Origin of the sequence: Catellatospora sichuanensis (genome assembly GCF_007483665.1) — a bacterium.
Classification (GTDB): Bacteria; Actinomycetota; Actinomycetes; order Mycobacteriales; family Micromonosporaceae; genus Catellatospora; species Catellatospora sichuanensis.
On sequence record NZ_ML660191.1, the window covers coordinates 118,220 to 135,325 of the forward strand.

16 protein-coding genes are annotated in these 17,106 nt (G+C 71.8%); 4 read left to right on the top strand and 12 right to left on the bottom strand.

All coding sequences use genetic code 11. The features are described from left to right. Window positions 1-46: 46 nt before the first annotated feature. On the bottom strand, window positions 47-2,788 hold the full coding sequence (locus FLL47_RS13255) for a transglycosylase domain-containing protein (RefSeq protein WP_144120811.1): 2,742 nt from the start codon (window positions 2,786-2,788) through the stop codon (window positions 47-49). A 439-nt stretch (window positions 2,789-3,227) separates the two neighbouring features. Between FLL47_RS13255 and FLL47_RS13260 the strand changes: the two genes are divergently transcribed. The 3 genes from FLL47_RS13260 to FLL47_RS13270 all read left to right on the top strand — a co-directional run bounded on the left by FLL47_RS13260 (window position 3,228) and on the right by FLL47_RS13270 (window position 5,456). Next, window positions 3,228-4,322 carry an aldo/keto reductase gene (locus tag FLL47_RS13260; RefSeq protein WP_222106055.1) on the top strand — a complete coding sequence of 365 codons (1,095 nt, stop codon included), beginning with the start codon at window positions 3,228-3,230 and terminating at the stop codon, window positions 4,320-4,322. Between the two features lie 67 nt (window positions 4,323-4,389). Next, complete coding sequence (locus FLL47_RS13265; RefSeq protein ID WP_144120812.1) at window positions 4,390-4,731, top strand: VOC family protein; 342 nt, start codon at window positions 4,390-4,392, stop codon at window positions 4,729-4,731. Window positions 4,732-4,853: 122 nt separating this feature from the next. Beyond that, on the top strand, window positions 4,854-5,456 hold the full coding sequence (locus FLL47_RS13270; RefSeq protein WP_246157874.1) for an HIT family protein: 603 nt from the start codon (window positions 4,854-4,856) through the stop codon (window positions 5,454-5,456). A gap of 93 nt (window positions 5,457-5,549) precedes the next feature. On the opposite strand, the gene FLL47_RS13275 is transcribed toward FLL47_RS13270, so the two are convergent. Genes FLL47_RS13275 through FLL47_RS13300 form a run of 7 tightly spaced genes read right to left on the bottom strand, consistent with a single transcriptional unit; the run spans window position 5,550 to window position 12,580 of the window. Next, on the bottom strand, window positions 5,550-5,987 hold the full coding sequence (locus FLL47_RS13275) for a DUF6193 family natural product biosynthesis protein (protein ID WP_144120814.1): 438 nt from the start codon (window positions 5,985-5,987) through the stop codon (window positions 5,550-5,552). A 37-nt stretch (window positions 5,988-6,024) separates the two neighbouring features. Further along, window positions 6,025-7,035 (bottom strand): glycosyltransferase family 2 protein, encoded by a 1,011-nt coding sequence (locus tag FLL47_RS13280; protein ID WP_144120815.1) that lies wholly within the window; start codon window positions 7,033-7,035, stop codon window positions 6,025-6,027. Beyond that, the gene (locus tag FLL47_RS13285) at window positions 7,029-8,432 is read right to left on the bottom strand and encodes a cytochrome P450 (RefSeq protein ID WP_186315702.1); all 1,404 of its coding nucleotides are present in this window, start codon (window positions 8,430-8,432) and stop codon (window positions 7,029-7,031) included. The genes FLL47_RS13280 and FLL47_RS13285 overlap by 7 nt, the downstream gene beginning before the upstream one ends. Next, window positions 8,429-9,526, bottom strand: a complete 1,098-nt coding sequence (locus tag FLL47_RS42875; protein WP_186315703.1) for a hypothetical protein — start codon at window positions 9,524-9,526, stop codon at window positions 8,429-8,431. Before FLL47_RS42875 ends, FLL47_RS13285 begins: the two co-directional genes overlap by 4 nt. Then, complete coding sequence (locus FLL47_RS13290) at window positions 9,513-10,733, bottom strand: glycosyltransferase (protein WP_144120817.1); 1,221 nt, start codon at window positions 10,731-10,733, stop codon at window positions 9,513-9,515. Before FLL47_RS13290 ends, FLL47_RS42875 begins: the two co-directional genes overlap by 14 nt. Further along, on the bottom strand, window positions 10,730-11,953 hold the full coding sequence (locus FLL47_RS13295; RefSeq protein WP_144120818.1) for an MFS transporter: 1,224 nt from the start codon (window positions 11,951-11,953) through the stop codon (window positions 10,730-10,732). Before FLL47_RS13295 ends, FLL47_RS13290 begins: the two co-directional genes overlap by 4 nt. 3 nt (window positions 11,954-11,956) lie before the next feature. Next, window positions 11,957-12,580 carry a flavodoxin family protein gene (locus tag FLL47_RS13300; RefSeq protein ID WP_144120848.1) on the bottom strand — a complete coding sequence of 208 codons (624 nt, stop codon included), beginning with the start codon at window positions 12,578-12,580 and terminating at the stop codon, window positions 11,957-11,959. Between the two features lie 511 nt (window positions 12,581-13,091). On the opposite strand from FLL47_RS13300, the gene FLL47_RS13305 reads away from it, so the two are divergent. Beyond that, on the top strand, window positions 13,092-13,412 hold the full coding sequence (locus FLL47_RS13305) for a hypothetical protein (RefSeq protein ID WP_144120819.1): 321 nt from the start codon (window positions 13,092-13,094) through the stop codon (window positions 13,410-13,412). Window positions 13,413-13,514: 102 nt separating this feature from the next. Here FLL47_RS13305 and FLL47_RS13310 read toward each other — a convergent pair whose 3' ends face one another. Genes FLL47_RS13310 through FLL47_RS13325 form a run of 4 tightly spaced genes read right to left on the bottom strand, consistent with a single transcriptional unit; the run spans window position 13,515 to window position 17,051 of the window. Next, on the bottom strand, window positions 13,515-14,717 hold the full coding sequence (locus tag FLL47_RS13310) for an ABC transporter permease (protein ID WP_222106056.1): 1,203 nt from the start codon (window positions 14,715-14,717) through the stop codon (window positions 13,515-13,517). Beyond that, the gene (locus FLL47_RS13315) at window positions 14,714-15,421 is read right to left on the bottom strand and encodes an ABC transporter ATP-binding protein (RefSeq protein ID WP_144120820.1); all 708 of its coding nucleotides are present in this window, start codon (window positions 15,419-15,421) and stop codon (window positions 14,714-14,716) included. The genes FLL47_RS13310 and FLL47_RS13315 overlap by 4 nt, the downstream gene beginning before the upstream one ends. A 2-nt stretch (window positions 15,422-15,423) precedes the next feature. After that, window positions 15,424-16,476, bottom strand: a complete 1,053-nt coding sequence (locus FLL47_RS13320; protein ID WP_144120821.1) for a peptidoglycan-binding protein — start codon at window positions 16,474-16,476, stop codon at window positions 15,424-15,426. Then, window positions 16,473-17,051 carry a hypothetical protein gene (locus tag FLL47_RS13325; RefSeq protein ID WP_144120822.1) on the bottom strand — a complete coding sequence of 193 codons (579 nt, stop codon included), beginning with the start codon at window positions 17,049-17,051 and terminating at the stop codon, window positions 16,473-16,475. The genes FLL47_RS13320 and FLL47_RS13325 overlap by 4 nt, the downstream gene beginning before the upstream one ends. Window positions 17,052-17,106: the final 55 nt, after the last annotated feature.

Genomic DNA, 17,106 nt, shown 5'->3' on the forward strand with positions numbered 1-17,106 from the left:
GCCCGGCTGGGTGGGCCAGCCGGGCTCGGTGCCGCGCTGCGGTCGTTCAGGGCGAAGCGGACGGTAACGGGCCTGGTGGCGTGCCCGGCTTGAGTCCGCCACCGGGCCCGGCGGTAGGCGACGGCACCAGGTTTGCGTTGCCGGGGGCGCCGGGGCTGGGGATCAGGCAGGCCGGCTTGGGCTTGCAGTCGTCCGGCTTCGGCTTCTTCGACGGTTCGACGCCGTCACCCACGCCCTCGACTTCGCCGATCTTGCCGTTGGTGCCGTTGGCCAGGGGCTCCAGCGGGAGTTTCATGTCGGCGTGGGCCTGGTTCATGAACCCCTGCCAGATGTCGGCGGGCAGGCCGACGCTGGTGATGTTGCCACCGCCCAGTGCCTTGGGCCGGTAGATCGGGTCCGAGGCGTTCTTGACGTTGCCGACCCAGACGGCCGTGGCGATCTGCGGCGTGTAGCCGACGGTCCAGACGTTGGAGTGGGCCTTGTCCTGGACCTTGCTCTCCCAGGTGCCGGTCTTCGCGGCGGCTTGGCGGCCGCCCGCCAGCGCCCGGTAGTAGCTCTTGGGCAGCTGCTTGAGCATGCCGGTGACCTCGTCGGCCACCTCCTGCCGGATCCGCCGCTCGGCCCTGCTGACCTCGCCGGTGTTCGGCACGAGGTGGTACTTGCCGGTCCGCTCGTCCTTCTTCTCGACTTTGAGCACGACGTGCGGCTTGTTGTAGACGCCGTGGTTGGCGAAGGTCGCCATGCCCGAGGCGTGGTCGAGCACGGTGACGGGGTACTGCCCGAAGCCGACCTGGTAGTCGAAGGAGGCCCGGCTCGTGTCCGTCTCGGGTTTCTCCAGGTTGCGGGCCTTGCCGTCGCTGACGGCCCACATGGTGTTGATGCCGGCCGCGTGCGCCATGGCCACGACGTTCTTCGGCTCGATCTTCTTCGCGATCTTGAAGAACGGCACGTTCAGCGAGAGCCGGGTGACGTCCTGCAGCGTGCACTTGCGCTTGCACTTGAGGCCGCCGGGGTCGCGGCCGGCGTTCTCCACCTCGTACGGGCACAGCTGGTACTTGTCGCAGTTCCTCTTCTTGCCGGTGGCGACGATGGGGGTCGGGTCCCAGGTCGACTTGAGCGAGATGCCCGCGTCGATCGCGGCGGCCAGCGTGTAGACCTTGAACGAGGACGCCGGCGGGTGTCCGCCGTCCTCCCAGATCGTGCCCTCGTTGATCTTTCCGGCGTAGTCGATGCCGGTGCCGTCGGCGCCGCCGTAGTAGGCCAGCACCCGGCCGTTCCTCGGGTCGATGGCCACCCCGGCCGCGATCACGTTCTTGGGATAGCCTTTGATCTTGGTGTACTTGCCGTCGACCTTGTGATCGATCGCCTTGACGACGTCGTTGGTGCACTCTTTCTCATCGCCCTTGCCCTTACAGGTCTCCTTCCATTCGAACGTGCGGAACAATTGCGCCTCCAGTGCCTTCTGGGCCTTGGAGTTGATCGTCGTGGTGATCCGGTAGCCCTTGTTGCGCCAGTCGGTGATCCCCCACGCCGCCATCTCCCGCTCGACGTACTTGTTGATCACGAAGCCGGTGCCGGTGCCCTGGATGCCCGTCTCGCCGGACCTCGCGGAGTACTTGCGCAGCGTCTTGTCCGGATACACCATGGTCGCGCGCTTCTGCCGGTCGAGTCGGCCCATCTCGACCATGTTGTCGAGCACGTAGTTCCAGCGGACCCGGGCGGCGTCGGGGCTGAGGTGCGGGTCGTAGCCCTTGGTGCCGTCGTACTCGTTGGGCTCAGGCTGCTTGAGCACCGCGCCGAGCACCGCCGCCTGCTCGATCGTCAGCTGGTCGGCGGACTTGCCGAAGTAGGCCTTCGCCGCTGCGCCGACGCCGCTGGAGCCGCGGCCGAACCAGACGGTGTTGACGTAGAACCCGAGGATCTCGTCCTTGGAGTGCTCCTCCTCGAGCCGCCGCGCCATCACCGCCTCGCGCAGCTTGCGGGCATAGGTGACCTCTAGGTCCTTGGCCGCGTTGCGGGCGTACTGCTGGGTGATGGTGGAGGCGCCCTGGGTCTCGCCGCCGGTGAGGTTGTTCCACGCGGCGCGGGCGACGCCCCACAGGTCGATGCCGTGGTGGTTGAAGAAGTTCTTGTCCTCGCCCGCGATGAGAGCCACCTTCACCTCGTCGGACAACCTGGACATCGGGACGATCTCGCGGTTCTCGCCGCCGAGCTTGGCGATCTGCGCGCCGTCGGACGAGTAGACGAAGGTGTTCTCGTTCGGGCTGAAATCCGCGGGCTCGGGCACCGAGTCGTAGAGGTAGGCGACCCCGATCAGGCCGCCGCCGGCGAGCATGACGACGACCGCGGTGGAGGCCAGCACGATGCTGCGCCACTTCCACCTGCCGAGCCGTCCCTTGCGCCCGGTGCGCTTGCTCCCGGCGCGACCGCCCTGCGGCTCGTCCTCCGTCTCGCGCCCTGCGGGCAGCACGGCGGTGCGGTTCGCGCCGCCCGTGCCGGGCCGGCCGGGGTTGGCGCCGACGCCGGCGCGTCCCGCGGCGACCCGGCCGGGGTTGGCGCCGACGCTCGCGCGGCCCGACGCGGACGGCACGGTGGCGCGTCCGGCGACGGGGCGCAGTGGTGCCGGGCCGACCGGCGCCGGGCCGTGGCCGCCGCCGTTGCTCCGGCCGTGACCGGCCCGGACGCCGGGGCCGTGCGGGTTCGGGTGGGCGCTCGGGCCGGTCTGCTTTCCTGGGCCGTCGGATGGCGCCGAAGCGCCGGCCGAGCCGGGTGCCGGGGGCGTGGTCATGGTGCGAACCCTTCCGGTCGGGATGTGCTGGGCGCGTGAACAGGGGGAGGCGGTGGGCCGCGGACGGTGGGGCCTGCGCGGCGCGGCGGGGTCGCCGCGTGGTTCGCGCTGGCGGCCTCGCTCAGCCCCCGGAGGAAGCCGTTCTCATGGGCGGCGAGGGCGACCTGCGCGCGAAGGTCACTCCACGTCCGACATCCTGCCTCACAAATCGGGTGAAGTCCGGCAAGACACCACCGTGCGGGAGTCGTGGCAAACGATCGACAACCCATGCGGCGTACGTGAAAGCGGCGATCGCTGTCGGCCGAGTCCACGGGTCAGGTGCTGACCAGGGCATTTGCAAGATCTGGACTTGACGGTCCATTCCTGGCGCGTTAGGTTGGACTGAACGGTCCAATCTTGGATCGCGGGGACCTCATCAGCCAACAGGGGGACGGCAGCTGTGAACGACTACTACCTGCTCGGCAGGTCCGGACTGCGGGTGAGCCGGCTGGCGCTGGGCACGATGAACTTCGGCACCGGCGGCTTCCACGCCGCATACGGCAAGACCGAGCGCGAGGCCGAGCCGATCCTCCGGGGCTACCTCGACGGCGGCGGCAACTTCATCGACACGGCGGACTTCTACACCGCGGGCGAGAGCGAGACCATCCTCGGCCGGCTGATCGCGGCCGCCGGAGTGCGCGACCGGGTCGTGCTGACCAGCAAGTTCACCAACACCATCGACCCGGCCGATCCGAACGCCGCGGGCAATGGCCGCAAGCACATCATCCGGGCCCTGGACGCGTCGCTGCGCCGCCTCGGCACCGACTATCTCGACCTCTACCTGCTGCACACCTGGGACCGGATCACCCCGGTCGAGGAGGTGGTACGCACCTTCGACGACCTGGTGCGCGCCGGAAAGATCCGTTACGCGGGGCTGTCCGACGTGCCCGCCTGGTACGCCGCCCGCGCACAGAGCCTCGCCGAGGCCCACGCGCTCACCCCGATGATCAACCTGCAGCTGCCGTACTCGCTGGTCAACCGGGGTATCGAGGCCGAGTATCCGGCGATGGCGCAGTCGCTGGGCATCGGGCTGACCGCCTGGAGCCCGATCGGCGGCGGCCTGCTGTCGGGCAAGTACCGGCGCACCGGCGACGGCCTGGCGGGCGAGGGCCGACTCGGCAGCGGGGGAGCGCAGCAGGTCGCCGACCGCGACTGGGCCGTGATCGAGGCCCTGGAGAAGGTCGCCGCCGAACTCGGCCGGAGCATGGCCCAGGTGGCGGTCAACTGGGTGGCGAACCGGCCCGCCGTCGGCTCGGTGATCATCGGTGCCAGCAGCGCCGCGCAGCTCGACGCCAACCTGGCCGCGCTCGACTTCACCATCCCGGTCGAGCTGCGCGAACGGCTGGAGCAGGCCGGGGCACCGGAGCCGGGCGGGCCCTACCGGATGTTCACCCCGCGGTACCAGTCCTGGATCGTGAGCCCGGGCCTCGGTATCGGCGACAAGCCGGCCGGATACGCGCCGCCGATCTGGAACGGCGCGGCCCCAGCCGCCTGACTGTCGAGCTCCGACGGCACCGCCTGCGCCGGGCCGTGCCGTCGGAGCCGCCGTCTAGCATGGCGGCATGAGCGTGGATCTGTTCGCGGGTGTCCCCGTCCGTGACTACGCGACGGCGGTCGCCTGGTACGAGCGGCTGCTCGGTGGCCCGCCGGCGTTCCTGCCGAACGACACCGAGGCGGTGTGGGAGCTCGCCGAACACCGGTACGTGTACGTCGACGTGCGGCCCGAGCACGCCGGGCATGCCATGCACACGGTCTTCCTCGACGACTTCGACGTCCGACTGGCCCAGATCGCCGAACGCGGCCTGCAGCCGGCCGAGCAGGAGACCTACGGCAACGGCGTCCGCAAGGCGATCTTCCGTGACCCCGACGGCAACGAGATCGGCTTCGGCGGGGCTCCGATCTGACCGGAGCGGATCCGCGCGACGTCGGCCCGGCCATGGCGCAGTGGGTCGTCTGGTCCGGAATGGATGGTGTGGCCGTGCGCACGGGGCACCGGCCGCAGCCGCCGCCTGGCAGGATGTCTTCCGTGATCGAGTCTCCGCACCCGTTCGTCGCCCGCCTGCCTATCGGGGAGCCGATCCCGATGCCCGCCGACGGCATCCCCGGATGGTCGACCTTTCCCTACGAAGGCGACCTGCGGGTGCGGTCGTTGGAGCCACCGGTGCTGCCCGAACCCGCACGCGACGGTGAAGACGGTCCGGGTTCGTGCCGCAGCTGCCTGCACCCGGAGCGCAATGTCATCTGGTCCGACGAGCACTGGCGGGTCACCCACCTCAAGCAGCCGTCCGGCCTGCCGCTGCTGGTCATGCTGCGCCCGCACGGCCACTTCGACCTCAGCGACCTGCCGGCCGAACGATCCGCCGAGCTGGGTCCGCTGATGCAGCGCGTGGAACGGGCGATGCTCGCCCTGGGCGGGATCGCCCGCGTGCACGTCAACCGCTGGGGCGACGGCGATGCGCACCTGCACTACTGGTTCATCGCCCGGCCCGCGGGAATGCTGCAGTTCCGCGGCGCCTGCCTGGCCGTGTGGGACGACCTGCTGCCACCGGCACCCGAGCAGGAGTGGCAGGCGAATCTCGCGGCGGTGGCGAAGGCCCTGGCCGACGGCGGCGGCACCGCTCACCTCTGAGGTCAACGGCATCGTCCAACACCGTGTGACATCCGGCTGACGACGAACGTCGTTTTTGGTGTTGTGTACGCCGCATGGTCCGCGAGACAGAACCTAGACGTTCAGCTGTCCGGCGGCGACTGTGTCCAGCGCCGCGAGAACAAGGGCGAGGCTTCCGGTGGCGTCGGCGACGCCGAGTTCACTGCCGTCGGCGGCCCGTACCCGGTACCTGCCACGTTCGAGCGGGTCCACCGACGGGCAGTCCCGCGACCACGGAAAGGTCGGCGACCTGCTGAACACCAGCCTCCAGTGGCTGGTGAACGGCCGCAGGCGACGCAGCCGCGGCTCGTGGAATGCCAACGCCACGAAGGCGTGCAGGCGGGCGCGTCCGACATCGCCCGTGTGGTTCTCGTACAGCGACAGCCACGTGGCCTCGACCACGTCGCCGCGTTCCCGGGCCTCGGCCAGCCGTACGGACCCGAGGTACGGCCACACCGCCGCGACCTCCGCGGCATACGCGCCGCCCCGCCACCTGGCCGCCGTGTCCGCCACCGCCGCCAGACCCGGCGCGAATCCGGGCGGTCTGCACTCAGCGGGCGGCGTACAGTGCCTCGAGTTCGCGGCGCAGCAGCGGGTTGTTCTGCTGCTCGACCAGTTTGAGCAGCCGGTCGGCCTCGGCGAGGGTCATCGCGTGCTCCCAGCGCCTGCGGAACAGGTAGGCGTCGAGTGCCTGGTGCCTGCGGCAGAAGTGGTCCAGGTTGCGTAGCAGCTGAGCACGCATGATCCGCTGCGCCACCGTCGGATCCGGGTGGGCCAGCGGGTGCACCTGGTGGTAGTTGATCGCGGTGGGGCTCACCGAGAAGGCCACCCCGGCCTGGTGGAGGCGGTAGCTCAGGTCGGTGTCCTCCAGCCCCCAGCCGGTGAAGGACTCGTCGAACCCGCCGACCTCCTTGACCGCGGCGCGGCGCACGGACAGGTTCGCGGTCGTGGCCAGCGCCCAGCCGAACCGGAAGTCCGCGAGTTCGGTGCCGTAGGCCTCGACGATCGCGTGATAGTTGTCGGGTTCGTCGCCGAGTTCGGTGCGGGCGAACGCGCCCGCCGGGTCGGCGGCAAGCTCGCCCGGTTCGAGGAAACTGATCGGCTCGGCCAGGCGTCCCACGTCGCCGACCCGGTCGACCAGCCGCAGCAGATCCTGCTCGCCGAGGGGCAGGACGCCGGGCCGCCACCAGGTCAGCGCCCGCCGCTTCCAGCCGATGGTGCCGTCGCGCCCGCTCAGCGCCGCCGCGACGTGCTCGGCGACGAAGTCGGGGCCGGCCATCCGGTCGTCGTCGATGAAGACGATCAGCTCGCCGTCGGCGCGGGCCAGCGCGGTGTTGCGGGCCGCGGCCCGGCCCCGGTTGTCCTGCACGACCAGCTGGATGTCGAGCCGGTCGCGGAACGGCGAGACGACGTCCTCGACGCCGCCGGCGGTGCCGTCGTCGCAGAGCACGACCTCGAAACCGGCGTATGTCTGGGCGAGCAAGGATTCGAGGGTGAGCGCGAGGTATTCGCGCTTGTCGCAGGTCGCCATCACCAGGCTGACCGGGAGCCGTTCTACCATCCGAGTCTCCACCGCTCGTCGCCGTACAGGTCCACCATCTCGTTGAGGTCGCCGTCGACCGGGTCGCGGCGCGGGGGCGCGGCGGCCCGCGGGTGAGCCACCACGTGCACGGGCCCCTTGGGCGACATGAGCAGCCCGACCTCGCGGGAGATCGGGCTGCCCGGCACGGGCACGAGCACGTAGCGGCTGAGGATCGCGCCGAGCACGACCTTCATCTCCAGGTCGGCGAAGGCCGCACCGATGCACACGTGCGGCCCGGCGCCGTAGGGCAGATATTCGTACCGGCTCGGGGTTGCCGTCGCCCAGCGCCCGGGCCGGAACCGCAGCGGCTCGGGGAACAGGACAGGGTCGCGGTGGGTCACGTACTTGCTGGTCACGACCTGGCACCCGGCGGGGACCTCGTGCCCGCCGACCGTGGCCGGGGCGACCGCGATCCGGGAGGTGTTGGGACCGGGTGGCAGCAGCCGCAGGGTCTCCTTGAGGGTGCGGTCGAGCACCGTGGACCCGGCGCACTCCGCGGGTGTGCGGCCGCCGACGTCGTCGAGTGCCTCGTCCAGGTCGGATCGGTGCTGCGAGAGCAGGATCAGCGCCCAGCACAGCGTGCTGGAGGAGGTTTCGTGTCCGGCGACCAGCAGCGTGGTGAGGTGCCCGACGAGCTGGTCGTCGGTCAGGCCCCGGCCGTGCTCGTCGCGGTTGCCCAGCAGCGACTGCAGCAGGTCGGGCGGGTGGCCGGCGGTGCGCCGGGCGTCCACGATGGACGCGAGCGCGTCGTCGAGCCGCCGGATGACGGTGAGCAGCCGCCGGTACGGGGTGCCGGGCAGGTCGAACGGGAAGTAGCGGATCGACGAGGCGAAGTAGCGCAGGGCCAGCATCTGCTGGACCAGGCGGCCGATGGAGTCGGCGTCGCGCGCGATGTCGACACCGAAGAAGCACTGGCAGGCGATCCGCAGGGTGAGCCGCCGCATGGCGGCGGTCAGGTCGAACGGCTGGCCGGGGACCCAGGAGTCGACCTCCTCGGCGGCGAGTCTGGCGATGACCTCGGCATGACGTCCCATCGCTTGCGGCCGGAACGACGGCGTCACGGTGTGCCGGGCTTCCCGGTGGGCCGGGCCGTTCATGTTGAGCAGCCCGATCCCGCGGCGCACGCGCCGGATCCGGGCCGGGATCGCATACTCGAGCACGGTGTGGAACACGTCGCCGTCGGTGAGCACGGCCCGGTTGTGCTCGGCTCCGAACACGAACACCTGTCGGCTGTCGCCGTGCACCAGCCCGCTGACCGGGCCGAAGTCGTGGTGCAGCCGGGCGGTGTAGGCGACCGGGTCGGCGGCGTAGGCGTGGGCGTTGCCGCGCCGGCCCAGCCAGTGGTGCGGCGGCGGGCCGGGTACGGGACGGCTCATCCGGTGTACCAGCCGGGGTGGGGCCGTTCGAGCCCGGCTTCGGCTCCCCGCCGGAAGGCCGCGGCGGCGAACTGCCCGGCCGATGTCCGGAGCGCTTTTACGCTCGACATCGGCAGGTAGCGCCGGAACAGGCCCGGGAACGCGGTCGCGAAGGCGCGTGCGGCCAGCGGGCCGGGCTCGGGGGGCGCGGTGTCCGGCATGGTCAGACCGAGTGCGAAGTACGTCGTCCAGTATTCGAAGAGGGTGAGCTCGCTGACCGCGGCGGGCAGAGCCGGGTCGGCGGCGGCGAGGTCGGCGTAGAACCGCTCGGACAGGTCGGCTTTGCGCAGGCCGTCGGGGAGCCTGGTGTCGGCGAACTCGCCGAGCCAGGTGAGCTCGCCCTCGTCGCCGCAGAAGAACCATTCGGCGTGCACCCGCATCCAGGACGCCCACGGCACCCAGACCAGGCCGTCCCCTGCCACGGCGGTGTCGAAGTCGACGGGCGCGCCGTCCGCGGCCGGGCACGCGGCGTGCCGCAGTCCTTGGAAGCCGTTGCCGGTCAGGCTCAGGTGGTCGTCGTGTTCCACCAGGTTCGGCACGGTGACCAGGGTGCGGCGTCCCGTGGCGCGCAGATGCGCCGACAGCGCGAGGTCGTCGGCGCCGCTCGGGTCCTCGACGCTCGCGGCGAAGTCGAGCGCCGCCTGCCGGGGCAGGACGAGTCCCTGCGACGGGGTGTACACGTCGACCGCCCGCGCCCAGGACCAGCCCTGCCAGGCGGCGGCGCGCACCAGGCCGGCGGTGCGTGAGCCCCACTCGCAGAACAGGCTGACGGCGTCGTCGGGCCGGGCCCGTACGGCCCGGTGCAGCTGCTCGGCGAATCCGTCGCACGGCATCACGTCGTCCTGCAGCACCAGGTGGTGGGTCGCGTCGGCGCCGACCGCGGCCCAGGCTCGCACGGCGTTGCCGAGGTTGCCCCGGCCGGGTGCGCCGTCGTCGACGACCAGTACGGGAGAGAGCTTGACGAGCTCGTCGGCGAGCGCCTGGGCGCGGTCGGCCCGGGCGGGATGGGTCATGATCACGGTCGACAGGCGTACCTCGCGGTCACTGTGCGGCATGGCTGCTCCTGGTGATCCGATGCAGGGTGACGGCGCGCTCCACGTGCTCGACCATCGCCTGCGCGCCGTCGGCGGCGCGGAGGGTCTCCGCGAAGGCGGTGTGGACCTCCCGGTCCGGCGGGGCGAGCATCGATGCGATCTTCGCGGCGATGGTCTCGGCCGGGTCGTCCGGCGCGACGGTAGCGCCCAGACCGAGCTCGGTGATGCGGCCGGCGTTGCCGCGCTGCTCGGCAGAGTGCGGTACGAACACCAGCGGCGTGGCGCACAGCAGGCCCTCGATCATGGAGGAGTGGCCGCCGTGCACGACCGCGGCGCTCGCGCGGGCCATGAGGTCGACCGCGTCGTGCCGGAATCCCGCGATGTCGACGGCCAGGTCGCCGGCCGCCGCGGCGACCTGCGCGGCGAGCGCCGCGCTGCCGTCGCCTTCGACGCCGAGGGTGACCGCGAGCGGCACGCCGAGCCCGCGGGCGGCGGCCACCACGCGGAGCAGGTCCTTGTCCCCGGCTCCGCTGCCGCCGAGGGTGATGTTGAGCAGCGGCGCCCGTCCGGTGCGCACCGGCACGGTGTGCAGCTCGGCGGGGACCAGGGCGCCGATGTGGCGGATCTCGGAGACCAGGCTGGTGACCAGGCCCATCGTCTCGGCGGGGATATCGGACAGCGGGTCGAGCAGCGCCAGGTCGGGCACCAGCATCGCGTCGCCCAGCACCTTGCCGGCGTGGTTGTCGGCGACGCCGAGCTGGTCGAGGGTGATGAGGACCTCGGGCAGCACGGCGTGCATCGGATGGCGGAACAGGCGCAGGTTGTGGCAGGTGACGCTGGGCAGCCCGCGCATCGAGGCGGCCACCGACGCGGTGTTGCGCATGTCGCTGACCACCGCGTCGGGGCCGAAGTCGTCGATGGTGCGCAGCTCGTCGGCCAGGCAGGTCTCGACGTAGCCGGGGCTGGCCAGCCGGGTGCGGGCGAACGCGCGCAGCTCGGCGATGTCGTCCATGCCGCGCCAGGCCGGGGCGGGGCCGATCTCGTCGATGCCGAGCCAGGGCAGCCCGGCGCGTTCGACGATCGGGCGGACCTCCTCGTGCGCGGCGACGGCGACCTGGTGGCCGGCGAGCTGGAAGCGCTGCGCGGCGGTGCGCATCCGGGTGACGTGGCCGAGGCTGGAGCGGCTGAACGCCACGAACAGGACCCGCAGCGGGGACCGGGTGGTCATGCGGTTGCTTCCTCCATGGTGAGCGTGCGCGGGGTGCGCAGGGCGACGACCAGGCTGGCCAGTGCGCACACGGCGAGGGCCGCCAGCGCCTGCCGGGGCCCGAGGACCTCGGTGAGCCAGCCGCACAGCAGCGTGCCCAGCGGCACCGACCCCCACGCGATCATGCGGCCGACCGCGTTGACCCGGCCCTGCAGGCTCAGCGGGGTCACCATCTGCCGTACGGAGATGCCCACCACCATGAAACAGGTGTGGACGGTGTTCCAGCACAGCAGCGCGGCCAGGGCGACGGCCCAGTTCGGTGCGGCGGCATAGGCCAGCAGCAGGCCGAGGTCGGCACCGATCAGCCACCGGGCGGTGCTGACCGGCGGCGCGGTCTTCAAGCGACGCGCCGCGATCGCGCCGAGCAGCGCGCCGATCCCGGCAGCGGTCATGATCCAGGCCATCCGGTAGTCGTCGGTGGCCAGGCCCAGCGCGCGCGAGGCGAAGACGACGAGCATGCCGTATACCGCGCCGGCGCTCACCCCGACGCCCACGTTGACGATCGTGTACGCGCGCAGCAGTGGCTGGCCGCCGATGAACCGCAGACCCGCCCAGACCGCGTCCGGCTCACGCGCCCGCCCGGGGTTGACGACGGTAGGCAGTCGCATCATCGCGATCAGCAGCGCCGACACCAGGTAGCAACCGGCGAGCAGGGCGAACGTCGGGCCGAGGCGCAGCGCGTCGAGCAGGAAGAACCCGACCGGCGCGGCGACCGAGGTGACGACGGTCGAGGCCATCCACAGGTAGCTGTTGGCGCGGAACACCCCGGCCTTGCCGACCACGGAAGGGATCGCCGCGGAACTGGCCACCTCGAACCACACGTACACGGTGGCCGAGGCGAACCCGACGACGACCAGCGCCAGCGGCGGCGCGCCGACGGTGGCGAGCAGCAGGGGCACGCACAGCAGGACGGCGGCGTTGCCGGTCTCCATCCAGACCATGACCCGGGTCGGGGAGGACCGGTCGACGACGGCGCCGGCCAGCATGCCGAACAGCAGGAACGGCAGCACGTTGACCGCCGAGGCCAGCGCGGCGAGCAGCGCCGACCCGCTGGACTGGTAGACGTACAGCGGCAGCAGCACCCACAGGATGGAGTACGCCACCGTGGAGGCGAACTTGCTGGCGACGAGCAGGGCGAGCCCGCTGCCGGCCGGGGACTCGGCCTTGGCGATCGCGGTCACGGGTCAGTTGGTCCTTCCGACGCGCCGCTCGACCTCTTCGGGGCGCGGCAGCCTGGTCCCTGACTCGATCAGGGCGGTGCCGACGTCGACGATCCGGTCGACGGTGCGGCGCAGCGCGTCCATGCCCTCGGTGTCGGACAGGATGCCCTGCTCGCCGCCGGAGTGGATGGTCACCGGGAAGCCGCTGCCGACCAGGATGAAGCGGTTGAGCAGCAGATTGTGCAGGAGCTGGGCGTGTACGTCGAGGTGGCCGTAGCGCCGGCCGACGACGACGGCCGCGCCGATGGTGTTCGTGAGCGGCCGGGTGAACCTGAGGTGGCCGACCCCGGCGCGTTCGATGAAGGTCTGCATGAGCGAGGACAGCCCGAACCCGTGGACGGGGGCGGCGAACACGACGGCATCGGCGTCGATCATCGCGGCGATGACCTCGCCGACGCTGTCGTCGACGGGGCAGGGATCGGGGCGGGAGTTGCAGGTGCCGCAGTCGCAGGCCAGGACCCGTTTCTCCGCCAGGTTGATGACCTCGGTCCGGCAGCCGCGCCGCTCGGCGTGGGAGGCCACCTCCTGCGCGGCCTGCCAGGTCGAGCCGCGGCTGCGTTCGGATCCGTTGATCGCCAGAATCTTCATGTTCACCTGATCATCTGTGCGGAGGCTCGCTGTGTGCGCCTCGTCGCGCGATGTCAGCATTTCCCCGTGCGCCGACTGCTCGTTCCAATGAGGAGTCTATATTCCGCAAGGCCGCGGGCCGTCGCTGCGGAAGTTTCGGGCCGCCGCCCGGTGATCACGGGTGCCGGTGGGGCGGCCGTCGGACAGGCAGGGTGCGGGTGAGCAGCCAGCGGCTGTGGACCGTGGATCCAGGCAGAGACAATGACCACACATGCACATGTCTCACAGCGTGGGCGGCGCGGTGGAACGCGGCCGCGACACGACCCCGCCGGGTCGGCAACCGTGTCACCCCGTCGTGGACAGAACCCCGACGTAGCGGTCGGTAGTCGGCTCCTCGCTGTGACGATGGGTCCGTGGCGTCGTCCCGCACCGGGTGACGCCGACGAGAACTGCCGTGTCGGGGCCGTACCGGCCGGCACCGGCGGGCCGACACATCTCGGCCGCCGCGCAAACGCATGACGGAGGTCGGGGCATGAGTGGCCTGTGGGTGGGTGTCGGCTGGTTCGGTCTGGCGCGGCGGCGGGTGGGCGCCTCGGCGGTGGTGTACGCGGTGCGCCGTGACTGGCCGGACTGGCGTACACATGAATTCGTGGCACCGCGGTTGATGCAGGCCGACGCGGAGCGGGCCGCGAGCGCCGAACGCGCGTACTGGCGTCGCAGTCCTGCCCGGCCGGCCTTCAGCGTGGTGCGGATCAGCGTCAACGACTTCCGCATCCACCGGGACCGGCGCGACTGCCGCGCACCGGACTGCGCGGTCGAGACGCCGCACCGGGCGGAACAGCCCCGGTCGTGACGATGTCGCAGCCAGACGGGCCGCGGCCACATCGCTTGATGCGCGAGACGTGCCGTACCCGGCCGGCGGGGACCCCGATCGGGACGCCGCCGGCCGGTCGGTTCAGATGCCCGCCAGCGCTTCCGTCGGCGTGAGCCGGGCGGCCCGCACCGCGGGGTAAAGTCCCGCGACCGCGCCGATCAGCAGCGTCGCGGTGAACCCGCCCACCGTCGCCCAAAGCGGCACCACGGCCGGCCAGTCCTGTGTGGCCGCATACCCGCCGGTCACCACGACGCCGATCAGGAGGCCGCCGAGGCCGCCGAGCGCGGAGAGCAGCAGTGACTCCACCAGGAACTGCAGCAGGATCTGGCCGCGGGTGGCCCCGAGCGCCCGGCGCAGGCCGATCTCCGACCGGCGTTCGAGCACCGAGATGACCATCGTGTTCGTGACGCCGATCCCGCCGACCAGCAGCGCCACCGCGCCGAGGCCCAGCAGCAGGCCGCCGAATGCGTTCTCGGTGATCATCTTGGCGGCCAGCGCGTCGGACGGCCGCGAGACCAGGACCTCGTTGGGCGCCCCGGGTTTCACGGTCCGCGGAAGCGCCATCCGCACCTCGACCACCGCGTCCTCGGCCGTACGCGTGTAGACGGTCGTTGCGTGCCCGTCGAAGCCGAGGTAGGCCGCCGCCGCCGACCAGCCGACGAACACGGCACGGTCCAGGTCCTCGGCCAGCGGCACCGGTCGCAGCACGCCCACCACGGTGAAGCGGTGGCTGCCGACCACGATCTGCGGCTGTGCCGCGGTGCCGTCGATGCCGAGCCGCTGCGCGGCGGTCCAGCCCAGCACGGCGGTGGGGAAGTCGGCGGTGGGCAGGCTCAGCCAGCGTCCGCTGACCGGGCTGAGCCCGACCGTCTCCGGCAGGTCCAGGCGGCCCGCGTACACGGTGAGGCTGCCGGTCTGCGCGGGGTGGACGTGCTCGTTGCGGTACGCGTGCACGTCGGGCAGCCGTGCGACCGCCGACACGGCCTCCACCGATGCGATCCTCGCGATCATGCCGAGCGCCTCGTCCGGTAGCTGCGTCGGTTTGTCGTCCGACGACCTGCCCGGCTCGACCGTCAGCAGGTTGGTGCCCAGGTCGTCCAGCTGCCGGTCCAGTTCGGCCTGGCTGGAGCTGGAGATGCCGACCACGGCGATCATCGCGGCGATGCCGATCGCGATGCCGAGCGCGGACAGGAACACCCGCAGTCGGCGCGATCGCAGCCCGGCCGCGCCGACCCGCAGCACGTCGCCCGGCGACAGCCGCCCGGGGCGGGGTGGGGCGCTCACCGGGCCGCCCCGATCCGCGCGGCGAACGGCACCACACCGGGTTCGCGCTCGTCGCGCACGATGAGCCCGTCGGCGACCTCGACCCGTCTGGGCAGCCGTGCCGCCAGCTCCCGGTCGTGGGTGATGACTACGACGGTGGTGCCGGCCGCGTTCAGCTCCGTCAGCAGGCCGAGCACAGTCTCGCCGGAGGCGGAGTCGAGGTTGCCGGTGGGCTCGTCGGCCAGCAGCAGCGGTGGATCGCCGATCAGTGCCCGCGCGATCGCCACCCGCTGCCGCTCGCCGCCGGACAGCTCGTGCGGACGGTGGTGCAGCCGATGGCCCAGGCCGACCCGTTCCAGCGCGGTGTCGGCCCGCCGCAGCCGCTCCCGCGCGGCCACGCTCGAGTAGAGCAGGCCGTCGGCCACCGCCGCCCGCACCGCGACGCCCGGGGTCAGGTGGAACTGCTGGAAGACGAAGCCGATCGTGGCGGCCCGCAGTCCGGACAGCTGCCGGTCGGACAGGGCCGCCACGTCGTGCCCGCCGATGCGGACCTGGCCGCTGCTGGGGCGGTCCAGGGTGCCGATCAGGTTGAGGAGGCTGGACTTGCCCGATCCGGAACGCCCGACGACGGCGACCGCCTCGCCGTATCCGATGTCGAGGCTGACCCCGCGTACGGCCCGTACGCCACCGGGGTAGGTCTTGGTGACGTCCGTCAGCTCGACCACGTTCACTGCGCGACCCCCACGGTGACGCCCTCGGTGATGCCTTCGCCGCTGATCTCGACCTTGCCGCCCGCGAACAGCCCCGTCTGCACGGGCACGATCCGGCTCGTCACGCCGTCACGCAGTTCCACGCCGTAGCCGCGCTCGCCGACGGCGAGCAGCGCCTGGATCGGCACGACGAGCACGTCGGCGTGCTCGGCGGTGACGAAGCGGACCCGCACCGGACCGGGCTCCGGCTGGGCTGCAGCTTTCAGGACCAGCTGCACGGTGACCTGGGGCTGGCCCTGGTCCGGCGGCGCATCCGCGGGCGCACCGTCGGTGGGTGTCACCACGCCGAGCACGGTCGCCTCCACCGGGGCGCCGTCGGGCAGCGCGACGGTGGCCTTGATGCCCTTCCTGGCCAGGTCGGGCTCGGTGGCCGGCACCTTCGCGGTGACGACGAGCGTTGTCGGGCCGGCGGTCAGGATGTCACCGGCGGCCGGCGCCCCGAGCCGCGCCGTCTGGGTGGCGATCCGCAGCGGACCGGGTGCGACGATCACGTCCGTCGGCGCCACGGTGCCCGTGACGGGCAGCCCCAGATCTTTCTGCCACCGCTTGACGGCGGCCGCGGTCGACGCCGAGTAGGAGGTGTCCGCCTCGAAGCCGGTGTACTTCAGCGCGATCAGGTTCGCCTCGAGCTGGGCCACGTCCGGGCCTTTGACCCCGTCGGCGAGGGCCCGGTAGAACGGCAGCTCGCCGTAGAGCAGCACGATCGGGTTGTTGTCCGCACGCAGCAGCGGCTGTCCGCGCCGCACCGTGCTGCCGGCCGCCGGGAGCCAGGTCAGGGTGCCGGCCGCCTTGGACGTGACCGCCGACGCCTGGCCATAGCCGATCTCGCCGTCGACGATCGTGGCCGCCGTGATCGTCGAAAGCGTCACCTTGACCGTGTCGACCGCGGGAGCGCCGACGGGGCTGTCGTCCGAGCCTCCGGCGAAGACCCCGGCGGACATCGCCGCCGCCGCGGTGAACACCGCGGCGGCGACGACACCGAAAAGCACCCGGCGCCACCGGCCGCTCATCCGTTCCCCAGCACGTCGCTGCTCCAGGGCATGCAGATCTTCGACGCGGCCTTGACCACGGGTTGCTGCATCTTGGCCTTGTGCTCCTGTTTCTCCCGCCGCGCGGTGGCCCCGTCGATCGGGCCGGGGTGGGGATCAGGGTCGGGCCAGTCGGGCACGCCGTTCTCGCGCATGCACTTCGCGATCTCCCGGCCCTCGCGCAGTTGCTCCTCGGTCGGCTTGGCGGGCGTGTCCTGCACCGGGCGGTCCAGCGCGGGCCACTTCTCGAAGCAGGCGATCAGGTCGGGAGTCAGGTCGCCCTCCGGCAGGCCCGAGAACTCCATCAGGTTGTCGTGACCGAGGTAGCGGACCTCGGCAAGGCCCTTCTCGTTCAGGCACGTCGCGAGGTTCTGCTTCTGCTTGTCGTAGGCGTCCCACAGGCCGGCGGTGCCGGCGTCCGCCTCGCCGGTGGTCTCCGACCCGCCCGGCCCGCACGCCGTCAACACCGCCACCAGCAACGGCGCGCACGCCGCCAGTGCCGCGTACCGGATGCCACGCCCTGAACGGCGGCTCACACTTCTGCCGTCGATCGGCATCTACTTCTCCTTCGGGGCTGTCTTCGCATCGCACACGACGTGTCCTTTCCGGAAC

Excerpts from the sequence above, each read along its gene's own strand:
- FLL47_RS13255 (WP_144120811.1), bottom strand. The coding sequence starts at position 2,788 with ATGACCACGCCCCCGGCACCCGGCTCGGCCGGCGCTTCGGCGCCATCC.
- FLL47_RS13265 (WP_144120812.1), top strand. The coding sequence starts at position 4,390 with ATGAGCGTGGATCTGTTCGCGGGTGTCCCCGTCCGTGACTACGCGACG.
- FLL47_RS13280 (WP_144120815.1), bottom strand. The coding sequence starts at position 7,035 with ATGGTAGAACGGCTCCCGGTCAGCCTGGTGATGGCGACCTGCGACAAG.
- FLL47_RS13285 (WP_186315702.1), bottom strand. The coding sequence starts at position 8,432 with ATGAGCCGTCCCGTACCCGGCCCGCCGCCGCACCACTGGCTGGGCCGG.
- FLL47_RS42875 (WP_186315703.1), bottom strand. The coding sequence starts at position 9,526 with ATGCCGCACAGTGACCGCGAGGTACGCCTGTCGACCGTGATCATGACC.
- FLL47_RS13290 (WP_144120817.1), bottom strand. The coding sequence starts at position 10,733 with ATGACCACCCGGTCCCCGCTGCGGGTCCTGTTCGTGGCGTTCAGCCGC.
- FLL47_RS13300 (WP_144120848.1), bottom strand. The coding sequence starts at position 12,580 with ATGAAGATTCTGGCGATCAACGGATCCGAACGCAGCCGCGGCTCGACC.
- FLL47_RS13305 (WP_144120819.1), top strand. The coding sequence starts at position 13,092 with ATGAGTGGCCTGTGGGTGGGTGTCGGCTGGTTCGGTCTGGCGCGGCGG.
- FLL47_RS13320 (WP_144120821.1), bottom strand. The coding sequence starts at position 16,476 with ATGAGCGGCCGGTGGCGCCGGGTGCTTTTCGGTGTCGTCGCCGCCGCG.
- FLL47_RS13325 (WP_144120822.1), bottom strand. The coding sequence starts at position 17,051 with ATGCCGATCGACGGCAGAAGTGTGAGCCGCCGTTCAGGGCGTGGCATC.